The sequence below is a fragment of the Akkermansia sp. KLE1798 genome, from assembly GCF_001580195.1.
Lineage (GTDB): Bacteria > Verrucomicrobiota > Verrucomicrobiia > Verrucomicrobiales > Akkermansiaceae > Akkermansia > Akkermansia biwaensis.
In genome coordinates, this window is sequence record NZ_KQ971078.1 from 16352 (window position 1) to 38089 (window position 21738).

18 protein-coding genes are annotated in these 21738 nt (G+C 56.5%); 15 read left to right on the forward strand and 3 right to left on the reverse strand.

What is annotated here, in order from left to right:
- Positions 1–28: 28 nt before the first annotated feature.
- Positions 29–1663, forward strand: coding sequence for a tetratricopeptide repeat protein (locus tag HMPREF3039_RS03725; protein WP_082770240.1), 1635 nt, complete (start codon positions 29–31; stop codon positions 1661–1663).
- Positions 1664–2102: 439 nt separating this feature from the next.
- On the opposite strand, the gene HMPREF3039_RS13570 is transcribed toward HMPREF3039_RS03725, so the two are convergent.
- Positions 2103–2450: a hypothetical protein gene (locus tag HMPREF3039_RS13570; RefSeq protein ID WP_231863838.1), complete on the reverse strand. Its 348-nt coding sequence runs from the start codon at positions 2448–2450 to the stop codon at positions 2103–2105.
- A 1522-nt stretch (positions 2451–3972) separates the two neighbouring features.
- On the opposite strand from HMPREF3039_RS13570, the gene HMPREF3039_RS03735 reads away from it, so the two are divergent.
- The 11 genes from HMPREF3039_RS03735 to HMPREF3039_RS03785 all read left to right on the forward strand — a co-directional run bounded on the left by HMPREF3039_RS03735 (position 3973) and on the right by HMPREF3039_RS03785 (position 16781).
- The gene (locus HMPREF3039_RS03735) at positions 3973–4302 is read left to right on the forward strand and encodes a DUF3784 domain-containing protein (RefSeq protein WP_067568947.1); all 330 of its coding nucleotides are present in this window, start codon (positions 3973–3975) and stop codon (positions 4300–4302) included.
- An 83-nt stretch (positions 4303–4385) separates the two neighbouring features.
- Positions 4386–5465 (forward strand): M28 family peptidase, encoded by a 1080-nt coding sequence (locus tag HMPREF3039_RS03740; RefSeq protein WP_067568949.1) that lies wholly within the window; start codon positions 4386–4388, stop codon positions 5463–5465.
- Positions 5462–6496 carry an alpha/beta hydrolase gene (locus HMPREF3039_RS03745; protein WP_067568951.1) on the forward strand — a complete coding sequence of 345 codons (1035 nt, stop codon included), beginning with the start codon at positions 5462–5464 and terminating at the stop codon, positions 6494–6496. Before HMPREF3039_RS03740 ends, HMPREF3039_RS03745 begins: the two co-directional genes overlap by 4 nt.
- 71 nt (positions 6497–6567) lie before the next feature.
- A complete protein-coding gene (gene ileS, locus HMPREF3039_RS03750; RefSeq protein WP_067568953.1) occupies positions 6568–9297 on the forward strand; it encodes an isoleucine--tRNA ligase in 2730 nt (909 codons plus the stop codon).
- A 25-nt stretch (positions 9298–9322) separates the two neighbouring features.
- Positions 9323–10096: a signal peptidase II gene (locus HMPREF3039_RS03755; RefSeq protein WP_067568955.1), complete on the forward strand. Its 774-nt coding sequence runs from the start codon at positions 9323–9325 to the stop codon at positions 10094–10096.
- Positions 10097–10103: 7 nt separating this feature from the next.
- Positions 10104–10766 (forward strand): DUF1573 domain-containing protein, encoded by a 663-nt coding sequence (locus tag HMPREF3039_RS03760; protein WP_215436928.1) that lies wholly within the window; start codon positions 10104–10106, stop codon positions 10764–10766.
- A 19-nt stretch (positions 10767–10785) separates the two neighbouring features.
- Positions 10786–11268: a rhodanese-like domain-containing protein gene (locus HMPREF3039_RS03765; protein ID WP_067568963.1), complete on the forward strand. Its 483-nt coding sequence runs from the start codon at positions 10786–10788 to the stop codon at positions 11266–11268.
- Between the two features lie 2 nt (positions 11269–11270).
- Positions 11271–12497: an aminotransferase class V-fold PLP-dependent enzyme gene (locus HMPREF3039_RS03770; protein ID WP_067568966.1), complete on the forward strand. Its 1227-nt coding sequence runs from the start codon at positions 11271–11273 to the stop codon at positions 12495–12497.
- A 31-nt stretch (positions 12498–12528) separates the two neighbouring features.
- Positions 12529–14268, forward strand: a complete 1740-nt coding sequence (locus HMPREF3039_RS03775) for an esterase/lipase family protein (protein ID WP_067568969.1) — start codon at positions 12529–12531, stop codon at positions 14266–14268.
- An 81-nt stretch (positions 14269–14349) separates the two neighbouring features.
- The gene (locus HMPREF3039_RS03780) at positions 14350–16020 is read left to right on the forward strand and encodes a discoidin domain-containing protein (RefSeq protein ID WP_067568972.1); all 1671 of its coding nucleotides are present in this window, start codon (positions 14350–14352) and stop codon (positions 16018–16020) included.
- Between the two features lie 212 nt (positions 16021–16232).
- Positions 16233–16781, forward strand: a complete 549-nt coding sequence (locus HMPREF3039_RS03785) for a DUF4328 domain-containing protein (RefSeq protein ID WP_167506800.1) — start codon at positions 16233–16235, stop codon at positions 16779–16781.
- 223 nt (positions 16782–17004) lie between these two features.
- Here the strand turns inward: HMPREF3039_RS03785 and rplS are convergent, their stop codons facing one another.
- Both rplS and HMPREF3039_RS03795 read right to left on the reverse strand, forming a co-directional pair.
- Positions 17005–17352, reverse strand: a complete 348-nt coding sequence (gene rplS, locus HMPREF3039_RS03790; RefSeq protein WP_067568978.1) for a 50S ribosomal protein L19 — start codon at positions 17350–17352, stop codon at positions 17005–17007.
- 110 nt (positions 17353–17462) lie between these two features.
- Positions 17463–19004, reverse strand: a complete 1542-nt coding sequence (locus tag HMPREF3039_RS03795; protein WP_067568980.1) for a TIGR03790 family protein — start codon at positions 19002–19004, stop codon at positions 17463–17465.
- Between the two features lie 162 nt (positions 19005–19166).
- Between HMPREF3039_RS03795 and mce the strand changes: the two genes are divergently transcribed.
- The 3 genes from mce to HMPREF3039_RS03810 are packed head-to-tail and all read left to right on the forward strand — an operon-like array spanning position 19167 to position 21659.
- Complete coding sequence (gene mce, locus HMPREF3039_RS03800) at positions 19167–19589, forward strand: methylmalonyl-CoA epimerase (protein WP_067568982.1); 423 nt, start codon at positions 19167–19169, stop codon at positions 19587–19589.
- Between the two features lie 36 nt (positions 19590–19625).
- Positions 19626–21191, forward strand: coding sequence for an acyl-CoA carboxylase subunit beta (locus HMPREF3039_RS03805; RefSeq protein WP_067568984.1), 1566 nt, complete (start codon positions 19626–19628; stop codon positions 21189–21191).
- A gap of 21 nt (positions 21192–21212) precedes the next feature.
- Positions 21213–21659, forward strand: a complete 447-nt coding sequence (locus HMPREF3039_RS03810) for an OadG family protein (RefSeq protein WP_082770239.1) — start codon at positions 21213–21215, stop codon at positions 21657–21659.
- The last annotated feature ends 79 nt before the right edge of the window (positions 21660–21738 follow it).

A 21738-nucleotide genomic window follows, 5' to 3' on the forward strand; every position in this document is an offset into this window, starting at 1 on the left:
GGCAATCATTAATTAATTTTACATAAAAATGATACGTATTATTTTTACTACATGTGGATGTCTGTCATGCCTATTCGGTATGGGCTATGGGGAAGGAAACAAACTACCTTTCCCCGTTCCTCCTTCCCCTGAAATTCAGGAAACCGAAAAGCAACCGGAAATAACCATTCTGGAGCAGGCGGCTGAAAAGGGAGATACGCAGGCTCAATGCCGTCTCGTAGTTATGTATGCACGCGGAGAAGGAATCCCGCAAGATGGAGGAAAAGCCTTTATATGGGCAACCCGTGCAGCCCAATCGGGCAGTCCGGAAGGAATGATGTTGCTTGCCAATTGCTACTACCGGGGAACCGGGGTAGCTCAAGACAACGCTCAAACGAAAAAATGGCTTTTGAAGGCGGCTGAAAAAGGGCATCCGGAAGCACAATTCAATTTGGGAGTCTGGTCAGAACAGGGGATGGAAATGGAAAAGGATTTTCAGGCGGCAGCGGCATGGTACCGGAAAGCGGCTGAACAAGGACTGCCTCAAGCGCAAAACAACTTAGGGATGTGCTATTTGCAGGGCAAGGGAATGGAAAAGGACGAACTTCAGGGAGTCATGTGGATCTTCAAGGCGGCACGGCAGGGTTTTTCCCCGGCACAGGAAACATTGCTCCACATACCCGGAGCAGGAAATTCTGCAACACAAACAGCTCTTGAAGAGATCAAGAAAATTCTCCGGAACGATATCCGGCAAAACAAAAACGTTGCGGAAAATGAAAAACTGCTCCGGCTTATCCGGAAAGCCGAGTCGGAAAACCAGGAACAACTCACTGAATCGGGTGCCTTGGAACAGGCGGCCGAACAAGGAGATGCGGCAGCACAATGTAAGCTTGCCAGCATGTACGCCGGCAAAGATGGCCGGAAAGCCTTTTTGTGGGCCTCCCGGGCAGCCCATCAGGGAAGTCCCCGGGGAATGGCTTTGCTGGGTGAATGCTACTACCGAAGTATTGGAACCGTGCAGGATATACCCAAGGCAAAAGAATGGCTATCCAAAGGAGCAGAACGGAAAGACCCATCCGCTCAATATAACCTGGGTTTTTTATATTCCCGGGGAGATGGAGTGGAGAAAAACGCGGAGCAAGCATTCATGTGGTACCGGAAATCCGCACAACAAGGATTCCCGGCGGCCCAGGACATGTTGGGAATATGCTACTTGGAAGGGCTGGGAGTGGAGAAAAACGAGAAGGAAGCCATAACCTGGCTTCAGAAAGGGGCACAACAAGAACATCCCGGGGCCCAGTACAATCTGGGCGTTTTACATGAATGCGGAAAGGGTACGGCCAGGGACCCGCAACAAGCAGTCGTCTGGTACCGGAAAGCGGCACAACAAGGGTTCCCAAAAGCACAGTTCAATTTAGGGATATGTTACTTGAATGGAACCGGATTGGAAAAGGACGAGCGCCAGGGAATGATATGGATAGTCAAAGCGGCACAACAAGGAATTTCCGAAGCCCGGGAAGTCTTGCGCAGAACCCCAGGAGAAGGAACACAGAAAGAGAAAGACGCTCTGGAAAAGGTGAAGGCAATTCTCCGAAATGACATTCAAGACGGTAAAAATGTTGAGGAAAATAAAGAGCTGCTCCGAATAATTGAAATGAAAAACCGGGAAAAATCCGATTCCTGATCAAGTGACGCCTGTGGCAGGTTGATTCGGGACATTTCCCTGGAGGCAGATGGAAAACTGCTTTCAGGAAAATGACGGCTCCTTCAAACGTCCTTGCAAATACTGCCTGATATCAAACGCGCACGCCATTCAACACCGCTGTCTTGATCTTGAAGATAAACTCGTTTCCTTCATTAAAAAAGGAGGGTAAATCACTGCTGGCTGTGGTCATAGTTATATGAGACACCACTTTGAGAAAAAGACTCCGTCCACAGACAACAGTTCATCATGCCTGCTACCTGTGCCGAGGCCACATGCAGACCGCCAAACTGGACATATTGCATCCCTCCTTTGTGTTGATAAAAACTATCCACGGAATACGGAAGAGTGGACACCTCCGCGCCTCACAATCATGAGCTGTTGTAGGAAGAACGGAATAAAAGCGGAGAACATCTCTGCTTCATGCATGATGGCATGAAGAACGTCTCTTCCATCTTTGAAGGTCAACAAATACGGAGGGCGTTCCATGAGTATAAGAGTTCACGAATGGCGAACGGATCTGATTTACTCCAATTACCGATATATCATCCCCTCGCCCGGCAAATAAGATTAATCCTGTTCCGATTGCTGGACAAGATGGATGGAATTTGTATGCTTCATAGATGAATTCCCCGATTCCTGAAAAAGATGCAGCGGGAAAATAATCTTCTTCATGGAAAGGGACATGAAGAACCTTGTTGTCATAAAAAGCATGTTTCATGGTTAATTTATAAAATATGGACTTAAGAATAGGAAAATTATGTTTCATTTATATGGTTGTTGGCACCATATTAATCTTTTTTCCAGTAATGGAAACACAACCAGAAGCATATGATGAGGAAGACATGAATTTATCCCTTCTCTATATTATTCCTCTCATATTGGGATTTTTCATTATTTGCGTCGAAAATTTCCTATACAAAAATATTGTAAAACGGAAAAGGATTATTAGAAAAACGTCTATTTTCATGATTTTCCTTATATCAATTATTACAGTTTTTAATTTATTCCAATATAATGGCAATATGTATTATTGGCTTCTGGCGCCTGCCGGTCAAATGATGATGTATTGTCATATTTTAATTAGGGTAAAATCACGGCTATCAAGAGAATGAAACCTATGGCAATCAACACACGAATAACATTGAATACAACCACAAAGATTTGGATATTCTCATTCAGGAAATGTATCAATGCATCCGGAACCAATCGGTAATAAACTTAAATATCAAAAAACTATAGAGTGCCTTATCGAAAAATCACACCCATTAACAGAACGCCAGCAATCGATTGTTTGCGTCAACTGGACAGGCTTCCGTCAGTATCTGAAAAGGAAAATATGTTGAGGGGAATCCTTCTTCCAAAAATTAAAAATCGTGATGAACTGCTTGCTGCCCTATCGGAGACCAACCATATTCCATCCTCTGCAGGTCGGTACCTTTATCATTGCATCTGTACAAACAAGGAATCAGTAAGAATTCCATTATAGAATTGATTCAAGACCTACCGCAGGAAACAAAAATAAATATGCTTAATCATCTCCTCTCCAACATCTGAACCAGTGCTCTGGAAAAGGCGAAAGAAATATTTTCCTCTGGAGAAATATCACTGGCATAAACGTCATATGGAACAAAAATACATAAAAACAGCGGAATTAAATATCGGTGCCATCTATTTTTAGTCCCGTTCCTTTTCTTTCCTCCGGGCAAAAAAATTCCGTGCCTTCTGAAAAATCTTCCTTGAAATATATTCGCCATGAATCAAGCGTCATCATTAAAAGGATAATCACTTGAACAGGATTGAAGAGAAAACCATTCTGTCCCCTTTTCCCATTCTTTACTTAAAAGAGACATGGCCCACATCAATAATATCCGTTCTTCCTGGGAACACACAGATGAAAAAACCGGCCATCCTGGAGCATAAGCTATTTCTCAAAAGAAAGGGAAAATGCCATTACTCTCCCTGCTGAATGCCATAGGATATGACTTCCGGAAACTTGCCCAAGTATCTTTGATTCATCCGAATCCTGCTACCGGGATGGAATATGGTAGAATCATCACGATTTAAACTTCTTGTTTTTGAAATTCAAATGTTTCAAAGTCGACTGATGGAGGGACCTGAGGCTGATCATGCCGGAAAAGGGATTACTCAGTTGACGAATTATCACCAAATCAATCATCTATTTTTTACATTTTTTCCGAACATCTTCCCTTCAAAATTGATCTACCGCTTTACTTTCCGCAGTAATATCCCTATCGCCACGGATTCCCATCAGCATTCTTTTCATTTATATGACCGCCCAGCTTTCCCCTCTTCTGGTACCCATTTTGATCATGGGAGTTTTCATCTTCCTCGGAATCATTCTTTCCATGGGAAAATGCTCCTTCCTGATCGCCGGCTACAATACATTGAGCCGGGAGAAAAAAGAACGGTACGATGAACGCGCTCTGTGCCGCTTCACCGGCAGGCTGATGTTTTTCCTGGCCTTCTGCATGCTGCTCAGCATCATCAGCACCATTCTGGAAAGCCCCGTACTTCTTTCCATTGCCGTATTCCTCTTTGTAGCGAGTATCACATTCGCCATCATTTACGCCAACACCGGGAACAGGTTCAGAAAATAACGCCCCAGCCTCCGGGCGGCGGAACATGTTCATTGACAGCGGCTGCGCGCAGGGCTAGCATGGGTTCAACTGCTTCCGCCCCTATGAAACGGCCCATTTTTCTGTCTCTGTGCCTTCTTCCGGTCCTGGTAATCATTGCCCTTCTCTTGTCCATTCCCTGCTGCACCAGGCTCTTCCAGCCCTGCGGTTCCGGCAATATTCCGGACACGGAACAAACGGAAGAGCATTTGAGAATGCATGTGTTCCACCTGGCGGACACCATCGGGGAGCGCAACGCCTACAAGGAAGGAACCATGGAACGCTCCGCCCAATACATTGAACAGGCCCTCTCCGGAATGGGTTATGACGTCACACGACAGGCCGTTCACATTCCCCGGTCCGAGAAATACGGAGCCGTGCGCGACAAGACCGTGTACAACATCATCGCCACGAAAAAAGGCAGCTCCCCCAATGCGAAAACACTCATCATCGGCGCGCATTACGATACCAAGGTGGGCATGGACAACTGGCACGACCACGGCCCCGCAAGACCTTCCCGCACGGGCACGCCCGGAGCCAATGACAATGCTTCCGGAGTAGCTGCCCTGCTGGAAGTGGCCCGGATTCTGGCCGTCTCCGACACTCTTCACGACGTCTGCCTGGCAGCTTATGCCAACGAGGAACCGCCCTTTTACCAAACCCCCGCCATGGGCAGCGTGGTACACGCCAAATCCATCGCCGCCCGGCCGGGAAAAGACAAGGTCATCGGCATGATCGCCCTGGAAACGCTGGGCTGTTATTCTCCGCGGGTGAACAAGAAACGCAAGTCGGCCGTGGTCGCCGGACTGGCCGGACTGCCGGACCGTTGCGACTACGTGGCCTTCCTGTCCACCAATACGGGGAAAAACTTCGCCCGTTCCTGTGCCGACGAATTCTCCACCCTGAGCCGGTTCCCGGTCCGTTCCGCCGCTTTCCCCTATTACACCAGGGGAGTTTCCTGGTCCGACGACTGGGGCTACATGAAGGAGGGCATTCCCTCCTTCGCCGCTACGGACACGGCCTTTCTCCGCTGCGACGACTACCATGAAACCAGCGACACGGCCGAGAAACTGGACTATCCCCAGTTCGCGGAAGTCGTCCAGGGACTCTCCAGACTCATCATTTCCACTGCCAGCAAACCATGAACATCCCATCCCTTTTTTGCGCCGTCACCCTTATCCTCGTTACCGCCTCATCCGGTGCGGAATCCTTTTCCGCCGCAATCAAAAAACTGCCTGCGGAAACCGGTGCGTCCTCCTTTGCCACCGGCTGGATTCCGCTGGGACTCAAGGCGGCGGACATGCAGGAAAAACAGGTTGCTCCGGGTCATATTACGGACGTGGGAGAAGCGCAACTTCAATTCCATTTCCCCGCCGGGTGGCGCCCGCAGGACAAACGCCCGGCCCTGTGCATCTTCCCGGGTGGCGGTTACATCCTCATGGCCATTGACAAGGAAGGCGTGCACATCGCCCGGTGGGCGGCGGCGCACGGCATGGTTGGGGTGGTTGTCAAGTACCGCGTTTCCCAGGGAAACAACGATCTAGACAGGTTTCCCGGCCCTCTTCTGGACGCCCGGCAGGCCCTGCGCCTGACACGCAAACATGCTGGGGAACTCGGCGTAGATCCCGGAAAAATCGGCGTCATGGGCTTTTCCGCAGGCGGCCATCTGGCCTCCATGGCCGCTACACTGTGGAACAAGGCGCTCCCGGAAGAAGCGGACAATCCCCTCAACTCCGTCTCCTCGCGTCCGGACTTCGCCATGCTGATTTATCCCGTCGTCACGATGGACCCCAAAGAGACCCATCAGGGCACGCGCAGGAAAATAATGGGCGCCAAGCCCGATCCGGCCTTGGAGGAGTTGTGCTCCGCCGAACGGCAGGTCACGCCAAACACACCGCCCGTTTTCCTCGTCCACGCCCAGGACGACGGCGTAGCTTCCGCCAACAGCAAATTCATGGAAAAGGCCTGCCGGGACAAAGGCGTTTCCGTGACCCTGCGCCTTTATTCCAGGGGAGGGCACGGCTACGGCATGGAGAAGCGCGGCAATCCGACTGACCAGTGGCCGGAAGACGCCGAAAAATGGCTTTCCGAACGGGAAATCCTGCCTGCCGCCGCCCAGCGCCGCGGAACGGAGAATGCCGCAGCGGCGGATTCATCCGGAAAGCGGGAGGAATGAACGGCATAGGCCCGGACCGTGCCACAGCGCAGGGTTGACCGGAAACGGACCAGGTGATACTTTTTCCGGGCATGAGTGCGCCCGAAAAAAATTACAAAGACACCATCCTGTTGCCGGAAACCGGCTTCCCGATGAGGGGAGACTTGACGAAAAACGAACCCGTACGCCTGAAAAAGTGGGAAGACACCGGGCTGTACGAACGAATTTTGTCCCGCAGGATAGAACAGGGCGCACCTCGGTTCCTCCTTCATGACGGCCCCCCCTTCGCCAATGGCGACGTGCACATGGGAACGGCCCTGAACAAGATTCTCAAGGACCTGGTCCTCAAGTCCAAAACCATGGCCGGCTATGCCGCCCCGTACGTTCCCGGCTGGGACTGCCACGGCCTCCCCATCGAATTCAAGGTGGTTCAGAAGGCCCGCGACCTGGACGCGGCGGAAATCCGCCGCCGTTGCGTGGAATTTGCCAGGGGCTTCATCGACATTCAACGGACTTCCTTCCGCCGCCTGGGCGTTTTCGGCGACTGGGAGCACCCCTACCTGACGATGGACCCGGCCTATGAAGCCAACATTCTGCGCGTCTTCGCCAAACTGGTGGAAGACGGAGCCGTGTACCAGAGCCGCAAACCCGTCCAGTGGTCCTACGGGGCCTACACCGCGCTGGCGGAAGCGGAAATCGACTACAAGGAAAAGGTCAGCTCTTCCGTGTTCGTCCGCTTCCCCCTGCTGGACAATCCCCTGGGGCTGAAAGCCTCCATGGTCATCTGGACCACCACGCCCTGGACGCTGCCCGCCAACGTCGGCATCGCCCTTCATCCGCGCTTCACGTATGTGGCCGGAAAATTCATGAAGGACGGCCAGACGGAAACCCTCGTCATCGTGAAAGAGCTTCTGGACGCGTTCGCGCAGAAGACAGGCTGGGCCCTGGCGGAAACCATCCGTGAATTCCAGGGAGCGGAACTGGAAAACTGTGAAGCGCAACATCCCTTCCTTTCCCGCACATCCAGAATCATTCTGGCGGACTTCGTCACGACGGATACCGGCACCGGTGCCGTCCACATTGCTCCCGGCCACGGTGCGGACGACTACAACGTAGGCCGCCAGTACGGACTGCCCGTCCTTTCCCCGGTGGACGACGACGGCAAATACACGGAAGAAGTGGGTGTTCCCGCCCTGACAGGGAAACATGTATTTGACGCCAACAAGGACATCATCGCCATGCTGGAAAAGGACAACAACCTCTTCGGCGTGGAGGAATACCGCCACCAGTACCCGCACTGCTGGCGTTCCAAGACCCCCATCATCTTCCGCGCGGTGGAACAATTCTTCATCTCCATGGACAAATTGCGCCCGCAGGCGCTGGAACAGATTGACAAGGTGCAGTGGCTGCCCGCCTGGGGCCGCAACCGCATTTACGGTACGGTGGAAGCCCGGCCGGACTGGTGCATCTCCCGCCAGCGCACCTGGGGCGTCCCGCTCCCCGTCTTTTTTGACGAGGACGGCAAGGCCGTTCTGGACGCCGCGCTGGTGCGCAAAATCGCGGACATGGTGGAAGCCCACGGCTCCAACATCTGGTTTGAACTTTCCGACGAAGCCCTGTGCGAGCGCCTGGGCCTTCCCAAAACCTGGAAAAAGGGCAAGGATACGCTGGACGTCTGGATTGACTCCGGCAGCTCCCACATGGCCGTCATGGATTCCCGCCCCGGCCTGGACGCCCCGGCGGACCTGTACCTGGAAGCTACGGACCAGCACCGCGGCTGGTTCCAAAGTTCCCTGATGCTTTCCGTCGCCTGGCGCGGCACAGCCCCGTACAAGGCCGTGATGACCCATGGATTCGTGGTAGACAAGGATACCGGGAAAAAGACTTCCAAATCCGACGCGAAAAGCGGCAAGCCCATCGACGCCGCCTATTATTACGACAAATACGGCGCGGACATCGTGCGCCTGTGGGCCGCTTCCGTGGACTGGCAGAATGAAGTCCCCTTTGGGGAAGACCTCTTCAAGCAGGTCACGGAACCCTACCGCCGCCTGCGCAACACCCTGCGCATCCTGCTGGGCAACATCAACGGGTTCGACTTTGCCACGCAGGCCGTCTCTCCGGAACACATGCCCATCCTGGACCGCTGGATTCTGGAACGCCTCAACGCCGTCATCCGTGAAACGCTCAAGGCGTATGAAGCCTATGACTTCCGCAAAGCCTTCAGCGTCATCAACCAATTCTGCACGAGCGACCTGTCCGCGCTGTATGTGGACACCACGAAGGACCGCCTCTACTGCGACTCCGTCACTTCCGTGCGCCGCCGCGCCACACTGACGGCCATGACCATCATCTTCAAGGCTCTGTGCCGCCTGCTGGCCCCCATCCTGGCCTTTACGACGGACGAAGCCTGGGAATATGCCGGTTATGAAGGCAGCGTGCATGAGCAGGACTTCCCCGCCCCCATGCCGGAATACGATACGCAGGAAGCCTCCTCCGTCGTCTCCCGCCTGCTGGAAATCAAATCCGTCATCCAGGTGGCGATCGAAGAGCAGGTAAAGGCCAAAACCTTCTCCAAAAATAATGAAGCGGACATCCGGCTTACCGTCCCCTCCAACGAAAGCGAGGACGTGGTGGCCCTGCTGGAGGACCGTGCCTTCTGCACGGAATTCTTCATCATTGCGGACCTGAGCGTCCAGACCGGGCCGGAACTGGCCGCTACTGCCCTCAGAACGGAACACGCCATGTGCCCGAGATGCCGCCGGTACGAACCTGAAGAAGAAGGTGCAGACGTCTGCGAACGCTGCTCGGAAGTACTTTCCTGAACCGTAAACAATTCTTCCCTGACTCATGGACAACCAGACGGAAACGGATTCCGCCCCCCGCACAAAGAAAAGCCTCGGCTGGCTCTGGTGGAGCCTGCTGGGCGTGGGGCTGTACATTTTGGACCAGGTCAGCAAGCTGTGGATCATCCACCGCTTTCCGCTGAACTATGTGAACGAGCATGCCCACAAGTATGCTTACGACCCCGATTTTTCGGGATTCCAGCACATTCATGCCGACGGCATCATCGATTTCTTCTCCAAAGGACGCATACCGGTTGAAGACATGGCAAGGTATACCGATCTGAACCAGAATACGGCGGATGCATTGAACCGCCTCCGGGATCTGGAACCCATCACCTTCCTTGACGGGATGGTGAACATCACCAGGGTGCACAATACGGGAGTGGCCTTCGGCCTGGGGAACGGAACGGCCTGGTCCAGCTACGTCTTTCTGGGCATCCCCGTGCTGGCGATCATCGCCCTCATCGTCCTATACCGGAAAAACTTTTTCCATACGGTATGGCTCAAGCTTGCCTACGTACTCCTGCTGGCGGGCGTGGCCGGCAATCTGACGGACCGCCTCGTGCAGGGCTTCCTGCTTCCCTACGAACAGCCGCACGGCTTCTTCACCAAGTTGCTGAACGGCTACGTGGTGGACTTCATCGACGTCACCCTTCCCGTAATCAACTACCGCTGGCCAGCCTTCAACGTGGCGGATTCCTGCATCTTCGTGGCGGCGATCATCTTCTTCATCGCCAGCATCTTCTCTTCCCGCAGCAAAGAGGAAACTCCATCCTGAAATGATCATGACCGTGCGGACTTTCATCCTGTCAGGCCTGCTGTTGTGCGGAAGCGCCGCTTCCGGCAAGGATGAACTGTCCTTCAAGGAAACGGTCGTCCCTGTCAAGGTGGCCCCGGCCCAGGACAGCATCACGGCGGCGTTCCCCTTCACCAACACTTCCGGCGTTCCCGTCACCATCAGCAAAATCAGCGTCTCCTGTGACTGCACCACCGCCGGAGTCAGGGACAACAAGCTGACCTACGCTCCAGGGGAATCCGGAACCGTGACAGCCGTGATGAAAACCGGCAATTTTTCCGGTACGGTGGACAAAGACATGACCGTACACGCCAACGGCTCCGCCTACAAGCTGGTCATCCGAGCACAGATTCCGGACATCATCCGCATGGAGCCCCGCAAGCTGGAATGGACGAAGGGGGCTCCCGCTACCCCCAAAACCATCCACATCACCATCTCCAAGGAACTGCCCGTCAACCTGACAACGGTGGACCTGACGGGGGACGCTTTTGACTACGAGCCTGTCACCGTTCAAAAAGGGAAGGAATACAAAATCATCGTCACCCCAAAATCCACGGACAAGCCGGCTTTCAACACCATCTGGGTCCGGACGGATTCCACCGTTCCACGCTACAAGCGGCAGATGGGGTTTCTGACCATCAAGGAAGACTGACCCCCCTTCATACCCCGCCATGAGAGACGCCCTTTCCACTGCCTTGAAACTCCTGCTGGTCATACTGCTGCTGGCCGTAGGGATAGCCGTGCTGGATCTGCGCGTCATCCAGCCGCTGCGCACGCCTCCCTGCAACCCGGAATTGCTGGAGGAAGGGCATGTCTGTCTTTCCCAGGTCCTGAAGGACTGGCCGGAAAAAATCGTCTGGATAGACGCCAGAAATCAGGACGACTTCGAACGCCACACCATCACGCAGGCCCCCGTCTATCCCGTGCGTCCGGCTGACGACAATTACCAGGAACTGCTTGCCGGTGCCATGGAGGCCCTGATGACGGCGGAGGACAAGGGGTACTGCATCGTCATCTTCTGCAGCAGGGACTGCAATTCCAGCACAGCCGTAGCCAATGAACTGAAAAAGCCGGAATACGGCATCCGGGCGCCCGTCTTCATTCTGGAAGGCGGCTGGGACGAACTGCGCAAAGAACCTTCACTTGTACAATAACCATGCTTGATACAGCAACCATCCGCGCCCAGTTTCCGATTCTGGAAACCCAAGTGCACGGTAAACCGCTCATTTATTTGGACAACGCGGCCACCACTCAAAAGCCGCTGGCCGTCCTGGACGCCTCCCGGCGCTATTATGAAACGCAGAACGCCAACGTCCACCGCGGCTCCCACTACCTGAGCCAGCTGGCCACGGAAGCGCACGAACAGGCGCGGGAAACAGCCGCCAGATTCATCAACGCTCCGGAAACGGCGGAACTCCTGTTCACTTCCGGCTGCACCATGGGCATCAACCTGGCGGCGGACACGATTGCCAAATCCGGGATGATCAGGCCCGGGGATGAAATCATCCTGTCCGCGGCGGAACACCATTCCAACATCGTCCCGTGGCAGATGCTCTGCGAACGCACGGGCGCGGTCCTCCGCGTCATTCCCCTGACGCCGGGCCAGACGCTGGACATGGAAGCCTATCAAAACCTGCTTTCCCCCCGTACCCGCATTGTGGCCATCGGGCATGTCTCCAACACACTGGGAACAGTCAACCCCGTTCGGGAAATCACGGCGCTGGCCAGACAAAACAGGCCGGACACCATCGTCCTGGTGGACGGTGCGCAGGCCGTCTCCCACATGAAAGTTGACGTTCAGGAACTGGGCTGCGACTTTTACGCCTTCTCCGGCCACAAGCTGTACGCCCCCACGGGTATCGGCGCCCTGTGGGGAAAAAGGGAACTGCTGGAACAGCTCCCGCCGTGGATGGGCGGAGGGGAAATGATCAAGGAAGTCACCTTTGAAAAAACCGTTTACAACGACATTCCTTTCAAATACGAGGCAGGTACCCCCAACATTGAAGGGGCCGTCGCCATGGCCGCCGCCATGGACTATGTCTCCGGACTGGGGTTGCACAACATCGCCGCGCATGAACAAAAGCTCACGGACATGGCCGTGGAAGGGCTCAAGGCCATGCCGCGGCTGACCGTGCTGGCCCCGGATGTGCCGCACAGCGCCGTCGTATCCGTACTGGCGGAGGGCATTCACCACTACGACCTGGGAACCCTTCTGGACCAGATGGGAATCGCCGTCCGCACCGGGCACCACTGCTGCCAGCCCCTCATGTGCGCATTGGGAACCACGGGAACCACCCGCGCCTCATTCGCCCTGTACAACACGGAAGAGGAAGTGAAAACCTTCCTCCGCTCCATGAACAGGGCGCTGGAAATGCTTTCCTGATCCCTTCTTCTCCCCTTCTCTCCATCCCGCCATGAATACGGCCCCTCTCGTCATCCTTCTCGGCCTCATGCTGGGACTCTCCGGCTGTTCCGTGCACAGCCAGCTGCAGAAAGCCCCCTACACCCATTATCAGGACGATGCGCTGGCTATTCAGGAGGCCCGGGAGGCATGGCTCGTTCTTTCATCGCCTAGGCGCAGCCGGGAATGGCCGGAAGCCAGAAAAAAATACAACGCCTGCATCCGCAAACTGGCCTCCCATCTCAAGCAGGCCAATCGCAACGGCGGCATGGACGAAGCCATGCTCCAAAGTCTCCCCTTCGTTATTGAAAAATCTCCCTACGCCAGGGACAGCAACCCCTGGCATTACGAGGCCATCTTCATGTCCGACGAGGTGGACTCCACCTACCGCTTGCGGGAAACCGTCACCGTGGAAGGAATGGGAATTCCTCTGGCGGGGCTGGCTCCCGAAGGGGTCTCCCGCCCCCACGCGAACATGCTCAGGGACAACGGCAACGTACATACGCTGACGGCCATTCTGGACTTTGACCGCATGGTGGACGGGAAACCCACCCTCCGCACCCTCCCGCGCCTGATGAACGAACACATCTTCATCGGCCGCCACAAGGTGCGCCAACCCCTGGCAGCCAACTTCTCCGTCCCGATCGCCCTTTTCTGGAAACTCTCTGACGCGGACGGCACGGAATTGCTGGGAGCCTTCCGCCCCAAAAAAGCCATCAGCACCATGGGGCTTTATTTCTCCGAGCCCTACGACCCGAAAAAAATTCCCGTCCTCTTCACCCACGGTCTGATGTCCGGCCCCGCCACCTTCGCCAACCTGACCAACCGGCTTCTGGTGGACCCCGTCATCCGGGAAAACTACCAGTTCTGGTTCTTCGGCTATCCTTCCGGACTGGCCTGGACTATCCCGGCCGGCAGGCAGCGGGCGGCCCTGACGGAGCTCATGCAGGAATACAACCCCGGCGGAACTTCCAGGGAAATGAACAACATCGTCATGGTGGGGCATTCCATGGGCGGCCTCATCACCCGCTTCAACACATCCACCAAGCCGTGGATCCTTATGAAAGGATTGTTTGAGCTCCCCCCGGAAACCTTTGAAAGCATGACTGCGGCCAACTGGAAGGAAGCGCTCACTCCGCTGAATTGCGACGACCACACGCTGGAACAGCTCCATAACAACTTCATCTTCACCCCGGCCAGGGGAGTCACCCGCATGGTGTACATGGCCACCCCCCACCGCGGCTCCACCTTTGCGGACAACTGGATAGGACGGCTGGGCCAGCGCCTGATCGACCTCCCCTCGGACGTACTTGAGGAAGCCACCCGCATCGCCACCCTCAGCAGGGGCATGTTCCTGCTCAATCCCCTGCAACTGAAGGACGAACTCACCAGCATCCGCCAGCTTTCCCCGCACTCCTCCCTGGTCAAACACATGTCCGAGCTGCGCTGCGCTCCGTCCGTCCCGGTCCATTCCATCATCGGGGACAGGGGGAAAAACAACACGCCCTATTCATCCGACGGCATCGTCAAATACAGCTCCTCCCACCTGGATTGGAGCGTCAGCGAAAAAATCGTCCCGTCCGGACACAGCGTCCAGGACGATCCCGCCGCCGCGGTGGAATTGCGGAGAATCCTGCGGGAACACCTGGTCAACGTCAAAGGGAAAAAAGTGCTGGAAGAAACGGAAGCCAACGCCGCCGTTCCCGTCTGGCAGACCAACCCAGCCCGGCCCGTCATCCTGAAAAGACCGTAACGGCCATAAATGCCTGCTTATGGAGTTGCCTCCCCGGGTATTTTTAAGGTAGAATATTTGCCAATACAATTCCCCTCTTCCATGCCTGCCGACGACTCCCTTTCCCTGGACCAGATTTCCCATCTCTTTCCCCAGTTGGAAAACATCCAGCTTATTGGAACAAAAGGCCCCCAGCAAATCTTTTCCGCCACGCTCAAATCCAACTTTGCCCCCGTTATCCTGCGGCTGGTTTCTACGGAGGAAGCGGACGTCTTCGGCTGGACGCCCGAATTCGTCATCCGTTCCCGCGCCATCGTGGAACAGTCCCACCAGGGTCTTCTCCGCGTTTACGAAGTGGGACAGGCCGGCCCTTTCACCTTCATTATCTCCGCCCATTCACCATATCCGCGCCTGGCGGACATGGAAAAAATTCCGCAAATCAAGCCCCAGGCGGCGCTCACCATCGTCCGCAACCTGGCGGAAGGCCTGCTGACTCTGCACCGGAAGGGAATCTTTCATGGAGGCATCACACCCAAGCAAATCACCGTACGTCCCGACGGCGGAGACGCACTGCTGCTTCCCATCAACATTTACCCCGCCCAGCCTCCTGTGGACATGGGGGACTTCGCCTCCCCGGAATGGGTCACCGGAGCGGAACCCGCATTCACGCCGGGCATGGATATCTACGCCCTGGGACTGACGCTCTACATCCTGCTCACCCGCACCACTCCCCTGGAGGCGCAATTCGCCATGCCTTCCTCCCTGATCCGGTGCAGTGATGAAGTGGATGCCGTGGTCTCCCGCGCCATCAATCCGTCCCCCAGGGAGCGCTACCGGGACATGGGGGAATTCATCACTGACCTGGACAAGGCCATTGCCCGCCCCGCGGGAGGAATCTCCGTAGCCCCGGCAACGCCGTCCGTACAGCCCGCGATGGTCTTGAACGGGCCGCGGAAAGGGCAGTCAAATGTTTATTATTACCTCATTCCGGCCCTGATCGTGGGCATCGTGCTGACGTACACCTGCATCCTTTACAAGAAGGACGTGGCGAAAATGCGCAGCGACTACAACGAACAGGTGCAAAAGGCAAACGAGGCGAAAGCCGACGTCGTGCGGAAAGCCAACAAGGCGGCCAAGGAAGCGCGCCACCATGCGCCCGCAGTCCCTGCTGTTCCCTCCCCGGCAGCCTCCGTTCCGCAACCTCCAGTTCCGGCGCCCCAGCCGGCTGCCTCTGAAAAACCAGCTCCCCACGTCCCCGCCGAACCCGGTGAAATCAATTGGAGCGTGCAGCCCGGCGTGAAAGTCCGCCAAAGTTCCACCCGCAACATGCTGGCGGCCTACGGGCCCGAAAAAGCTGTTGACGGGAACACCAGTTCCGAGCTTTCCGACGTTTCCATCAGTGCCACCGGCGTCGTGGAAGGAAAAAATGCCTGGTTCGGCATCGACTTTGGGGCGGAAACCAACCGTCCCGTGGAAAAAATCGTCATTTATACGCCCGCCAACCTGACCCTGCTGGGAACCATGGAGGAATTCAAGGTGATGCTGTACGACAACGAAAAAAACGTGCTTGCGGAAAAAACCTTCACCACCACGCCTTCGGAAAAATCCACCAACATCAGCACATGGAAGCTGGACTCTGCGGTCAAGGCGCGCGCACTGCGCATTGAATCCACCAGCCCCGCCCGGCCGCTGGCCCTGACGGAAGTAGAAGTATTCGGACCGGAAGAAAAAGCTGAACCGGAAACCGCTCCGGCCCCGGAAGAAGTAGAATAACCTCCATGAACCCTTCCTCCCCCGGACCTCATCCACTTCTTTTCCGGGCGGGAAGATGGCTGCCTTTCCTGCAGGGAACGCTTTCCCTGTTCCTGATCGTCGGAACGTGTTTCATCATCTTTGTTCAGCTCCCCTAGATCCAGGAAGCCGTCCGGAAAATGATCGGACAAACAGTGTCCGAACTGATAACGCTTCATAAGCTTCCCTCCGGCATGGAAATTACATATCCCGGCTCGGAAATCGGAGTCATCATGTTCCCGGTTTCCCTGGCCTGCTTCGCCTGCTGGCTCCTGCTCATCTACCGCCTGGCATGGGATGCCCGGCGCACCGCAGGAAACCTCATGCAGCCCAGCCCTGCCAAATGCGTTCTTTCCTTCATTCTTCCCGTCGGCAACCTGTGGATGCCCGTGAAAGCCCTGCTGAACATCAACAGCATTCTGTCCCCGACAAGCCGGACTCCCGGAAAAGTGCTCATCTGGACAGCCTGGACCCTCAGCGTGCCCGTCACGCTCCTGACACTCCTTTATACCTTGATCCACCCATTCATCACGTTCATGGAGACATTCGGAGGGTGGCAGGAAGAGGCGGATTCCTTCCCCATGGAACCGGTCGTTCAAGACATCCAGTCCCTCTTCAGCACCATGTTGGGGCCTGTTCTGTTTTATAACGGCATCGTATTCATGCTAAGCCTGCTGGCTTCCAACCTGATGATCTATTATCTGGACGCCCGCAGTCGCCGGATGCAGCCGCCCTGCAACTGAATAAATCATCCATAGCCCGTGCCGGGTACAGAGGGGAAAGCCCCCCTCCCTTCCCTTCATATCTCTCTCCCTTGAAGAATACCACGCGGCATCCCCTATTCCCCCTATTCCCCCTATTCCCCCTATTCCCCCCAGGAACCACAACAGAACAAACGGAAAAAACGCAAAAAGCCCGGTCCGTCTCACGACGAACCGGGCCAGCAAAATATAACAGTCCTTCCAATTACCGGGTGGCAGACTTGACGATCATGGCGTCCTTGCCGATGCGGCCGCGCAGATAGTGAAGCTTGGCACGGCGGACCTTGCCGCGGTTTACCACTTCAATCTTGGCGATGCGGGGGGTGTGCAGGGGGAACACGCGTTCCACGCCTTCGCCATAGGAAATCTTACGGACGGTAAACGCCTCATTGATGCCGGAACCGCGCTTGGCGATCACGATGCCCTGGAAAATCTGGATACGTTCCTTGCCGCCTTCAATAACACGAGTGTGAACCTTGATGGTATCACCTACGTTAAATGGGGTCACATCCGCCTTGAGTTGCTCTTGCTCGATTTTGTTGATAATGTTCATCTTGTGTTATCTGTTGCTGGTGAATATCAGTAAAAGGAAAACTTACGGGACGCAGAATATGGTCCATAATCCCCTAAAAGGCAATCCAAATTTGACATGCGGGCGCAATTTTATTTTTTAACGGGGGCGGGCGGCGGGGGAGTCACCCTCCTGCGCCATTCCTCAAGCGCGGGCAGAAAGTCCGCGGAAGGCATCCGGGCCTGGACGCTGTCCATCTGGAGCAGGCACCCCTTGTTCCCTCCCCGGGCACGGTCCACCAGCAGGGACTCCAGCAGAAGGCGGGAATGGTCCCGGGCATCGGGTACGGAATTTAGCGCGGTGGAAACCATGTTCCCGGCCTGAACATATTCCTTCCTGTACAGGTATTCCAGGGCCAGCGCTTCATAAAGAAAGGAGGACGGGGCCTTCCGCGCGGATTCCAGCAGGCGCTCCGCCCGCTCCCGCCAGCGGTCCCCGAACTGGAGCCGGGAAGCCCACCATCCCTGGAAATAGCGGTCCTCTTCCGAAGGCTGCACATCCATGCTTTTCATACGGGCGTAGGGACGGTACAGAGGGTCCCCGAATACTACACCCTGCCAGGAAACCACGGACATGCTCATCCAGGAAGCTTCCGCCACGGTATAACCGTCCAGCAGACGGTCCACAAACACGTCAAAGCGGTGGCTCGCCCCCAGGAAAGGCTCATACACATTCCCCACCGTCACGTCGGCCCCTTTCTCCAGCAGGGCGGAGCTCCATCCCCTGCCCGGCGTCCTGAACTCGGACGCGCTGAACGAATGAAGATGCATGGCCACCGCCCCTGGCCGGAAGCGGAAGGAAGGATCGGCAAACGGACCGTTCGCATCCGGCGCGTACCATCCGCAATACAGGGCCACGTCCCGGCTCAGCGGAAATTTGGCGGGCAGCGTCTGGGGCCAGTCGTCCAGATACACGGGAATCCCGGCCTCCCGGACGCGCCTGAACACGGCGTCCATCCATTTGTCCCCCTCCGCATGGGGACCGCCCCGGTCCACCACGGCCCACCCCCACAGCCCCTTCTTTTCCACGGCCGCAGGTTCCGTCACCAGACGCATGCAGGTGGCCGCCGTCAGGCCGTCCATGCGGCACACCAGGAACGTAGGCAGCCCGGAGCCCACAAAATCCTCCCTTTTATTGAAATAGGGATTTGCCAGCCAGGATTGCCTTTCATAGCCGTCAAACGCCAGCAGGGCCAGTTCGGAATCCACGGAAGCCCGGTCCGTCTTCATTTGGTTGATATCCTTTCCGGGCGGCGGCACGGGCTGTTCGTGCCGTATCTTCATCGGCAGGTCGGACATCAGGAGAAGCACGAAAATCTTCCGGTCCATCATGGGGGAAGAAGAAATGCCGGAAGGCACCCACCACTTCTGCTCCCGCGCGGCCTTCAGCAGCGGAAACCGGATCAGGTCGTCAAACTCCTTTCTGGATATCTCGTTCGCGCGCGGACAATCCAGAGCAATGAGGTTCCGTTCCGGCACGCCGCGCACCCGCGCGTACTCCACGGCCATGCGGCGGCTCAGGGTTGACTTCCCATTGTAAACCACAGCCACGTGCGACGGCTGGAGCTCATAGGCCGCAGCGGCGGAAAACCACGCCGCCAGAAACAGCAATACGGCTAATCCCCTCTTGAACATGCCCCTATCCTACCTGATCGGCGGAAGCAATCAAGCAGGTGAAACGGCCCGGATGCGATTTCGCCATTTTTCCGCTTTTCGCTTCACTTCTAAAAAAAATCCGCTTTAATGGCTCGTGATGCATTGCAGGCTGATGCCCGCATTCATAACCACCATACGCATATGATTCAGCAAATTGACCATATCGGCATCGCCGTCAAGAGTCTTGACGCTACCGTTCCCTACTATCGTGACGCACTTGGCCTCGGAGAACCCCACATCGAGGAAGTTCCCACACAAAAGGTGCGCGTCGCCATGTTCGACGTTGCCGGAGTCCACATTGAACTGCTTGAACCCACCTCTCCGGAAAGCGCCATTGCCAAGGCCATCGAGAAAAAGGGCGAAGGCATCCACCACATCGCTTTCAAGACCAACGACATCGCCGGGAACATCTCCCAGGCCAAGGATGCCGGCCTCATCGTGCTGAATGATCCGCCCGTGCCCGGCGCCCACAATACCCAGGTCACCTTCCTGCATCCCAAGTGCACCTTCGGCGTGCTCACCGAATTCTGCCAGCATCCCGGCGGCTGCGGCTGCGGACACTAAACATATTTCCTGAATATACCACATAACACTATACAAATGGCTATTGATCCCAAATTGATTGACGATCTCAACAGCCGCCGCAAGAAGGTAATCCTCAGCGGCGGCCAGGAAAAGATCGACAAGAGGCATGAAAAGGGCGAAATGACCGCCCGCGACCGCATGGGGTACCTTTTTGAAGAAGGCACCTTCTCTGAAATAGGCATGCACGTGCGCCACAACTGCCACAACTTCGGCATGGAAAAGAAGGAAATCCCCGGCGACGGCGTCGTCTCCGGCTTCGGCCTGGTGAACGGACGCCCCGTCGCCTGCGCCGCTTCCGACTTCCTTGCCCAGGGCGGTTCCCTCGGCTACATGCACGCCATGAAAATCGCAGACGCGCAGAAATACTCCCTGAAAGCCGGCATCCCGATGGTGACGGTGAACGACTCCGGCGGCGCGCGCCTGCAGGAAGGCGTGGCGGCCCTGTCCGGCTACGCGCAGGTATTCTATAACAACGTGCTGGCCTCCGGCGTGGTGCCGCAGATCTCCATGATCCTGGGCCCCTGCGCGGGCGGCGCGGCCTACTCCCCGGCCCTGACGGACTTCATCATCATGCGCAACTCCGGCAACGCCGGCATGTACATCACCGGACCCAAGGTGATCGAACAGGTGACGTATGAAAAGTGCACGATGGACGACATCGGCTCCGCGGCCATCCACGCTTCCGTTTCCGGGAACGTCCACTTCGTCGCGGACAGCGACGCCCACGCGCTGGACATCCTGAAGCGCCTCCTGTCCTTCCTGCCCGCCAACAACACGGAAGAACCTCCCCACAAGCTGGACACCCCGCTGGACCTGAGCATGGACGGCGGCATGAACGACCTGATCCCCGGCGACAACCGCACGCCCCTGGACGTGCAGCCCATCATCAGCCGCCTGGTGGACAACGGAGACTTCCTGGAAGTGCAGAAGGACTTCGCCAAAAACATTGTCGTCGGCTTCGGCCGCATCTGCGGCGTGGTGGTAGGCATCATCGCCAACCAGCCCAACGTGAAAGCCGGCTGCCTGGACATTGACTCCTCCGACAAGGCCGCCCGCTTCATCCGTTTCTGCAACGCGTTCAACACCCCCCTGGTCAACCTGGTGGACGTGCCCGGCTTCCTGCCTGGCAAAAACCAGGAACGCGGCGGCATCATCCGCCACGGCGCCAAGCTCATCTTCGCCTATTCCCAGTCCACGGTGCCCAAGGTCACCCTGATCATGCGTAAGGCCTACGGCGGCGCGTACATCGCCATGTGCTGCAAGGACCTCGGCGCTGACGCCGTCTTCGCATGGCCCGGCGCGGAAATCGCCGTGATGGGTGCGGAAGGCGCCGTTCCGGTGCTTTATGGCCGCGAGCTCAAGGCCGTGGAAGACCCTGCGGAAAAGGCCAAGCGCCAGGGAGAGCTTCTGGAAGAATACCGCGAAGCCTTCTACAATCCCTACGTAGCCGCCGGCATGGGCCAGATCACGGAAGTCATCAACCCGGAAGAAACCCGCGCCAAGATTGCCTTCGCCCTGCGTACCCTGCTGAACAAGAAGGAAGTGCGCCCGGCCAAGAAGCACGGCAACATGCCGCTTTAACATCCATCTTCACGGATTCATATGCTACTTACAACACTCGCCTTCGCACAGGGCATGGCCAACGTCATGAACAATCTGAACTACCAGATTGTAGGCATCATGGTAGTCATGCTGTGCCTGGGTGGCCTGGCCGTCATTCTGACTGTCAGCGGTTCCATAGCCGCCGCCATTCAGAACAGGGCCAAAGCCAAGGCCGCTATCCCCGCCGCCGTGCCTGCCGCCGCTGCCGCGGCCGCAGGCAAGCAGGGCATGACTCCGGAAATGCTCGCCCTCCTCTCCGCAGCCGTGGACTCCGCCATGACGGAGCTCACGCCGGAAATGGTGGCCGTCATCTCCGCAGCCGTGGATGCGGGCCTGGACGGCATGAGCCACCGCATCGTGGAAATCAAGCAATCCCCGGGTTCCGGCTATGCGGCCGCGGGCAGGGCGGAAATCTTCGCCTCCCACCGCATCCGGCCCTCCCGCTGATCAATCCATTATTCACCTTACACCACAGTCCCGCCTGCAGGCGGACAGCATCTAACTTAACATTCCATACCAATACATT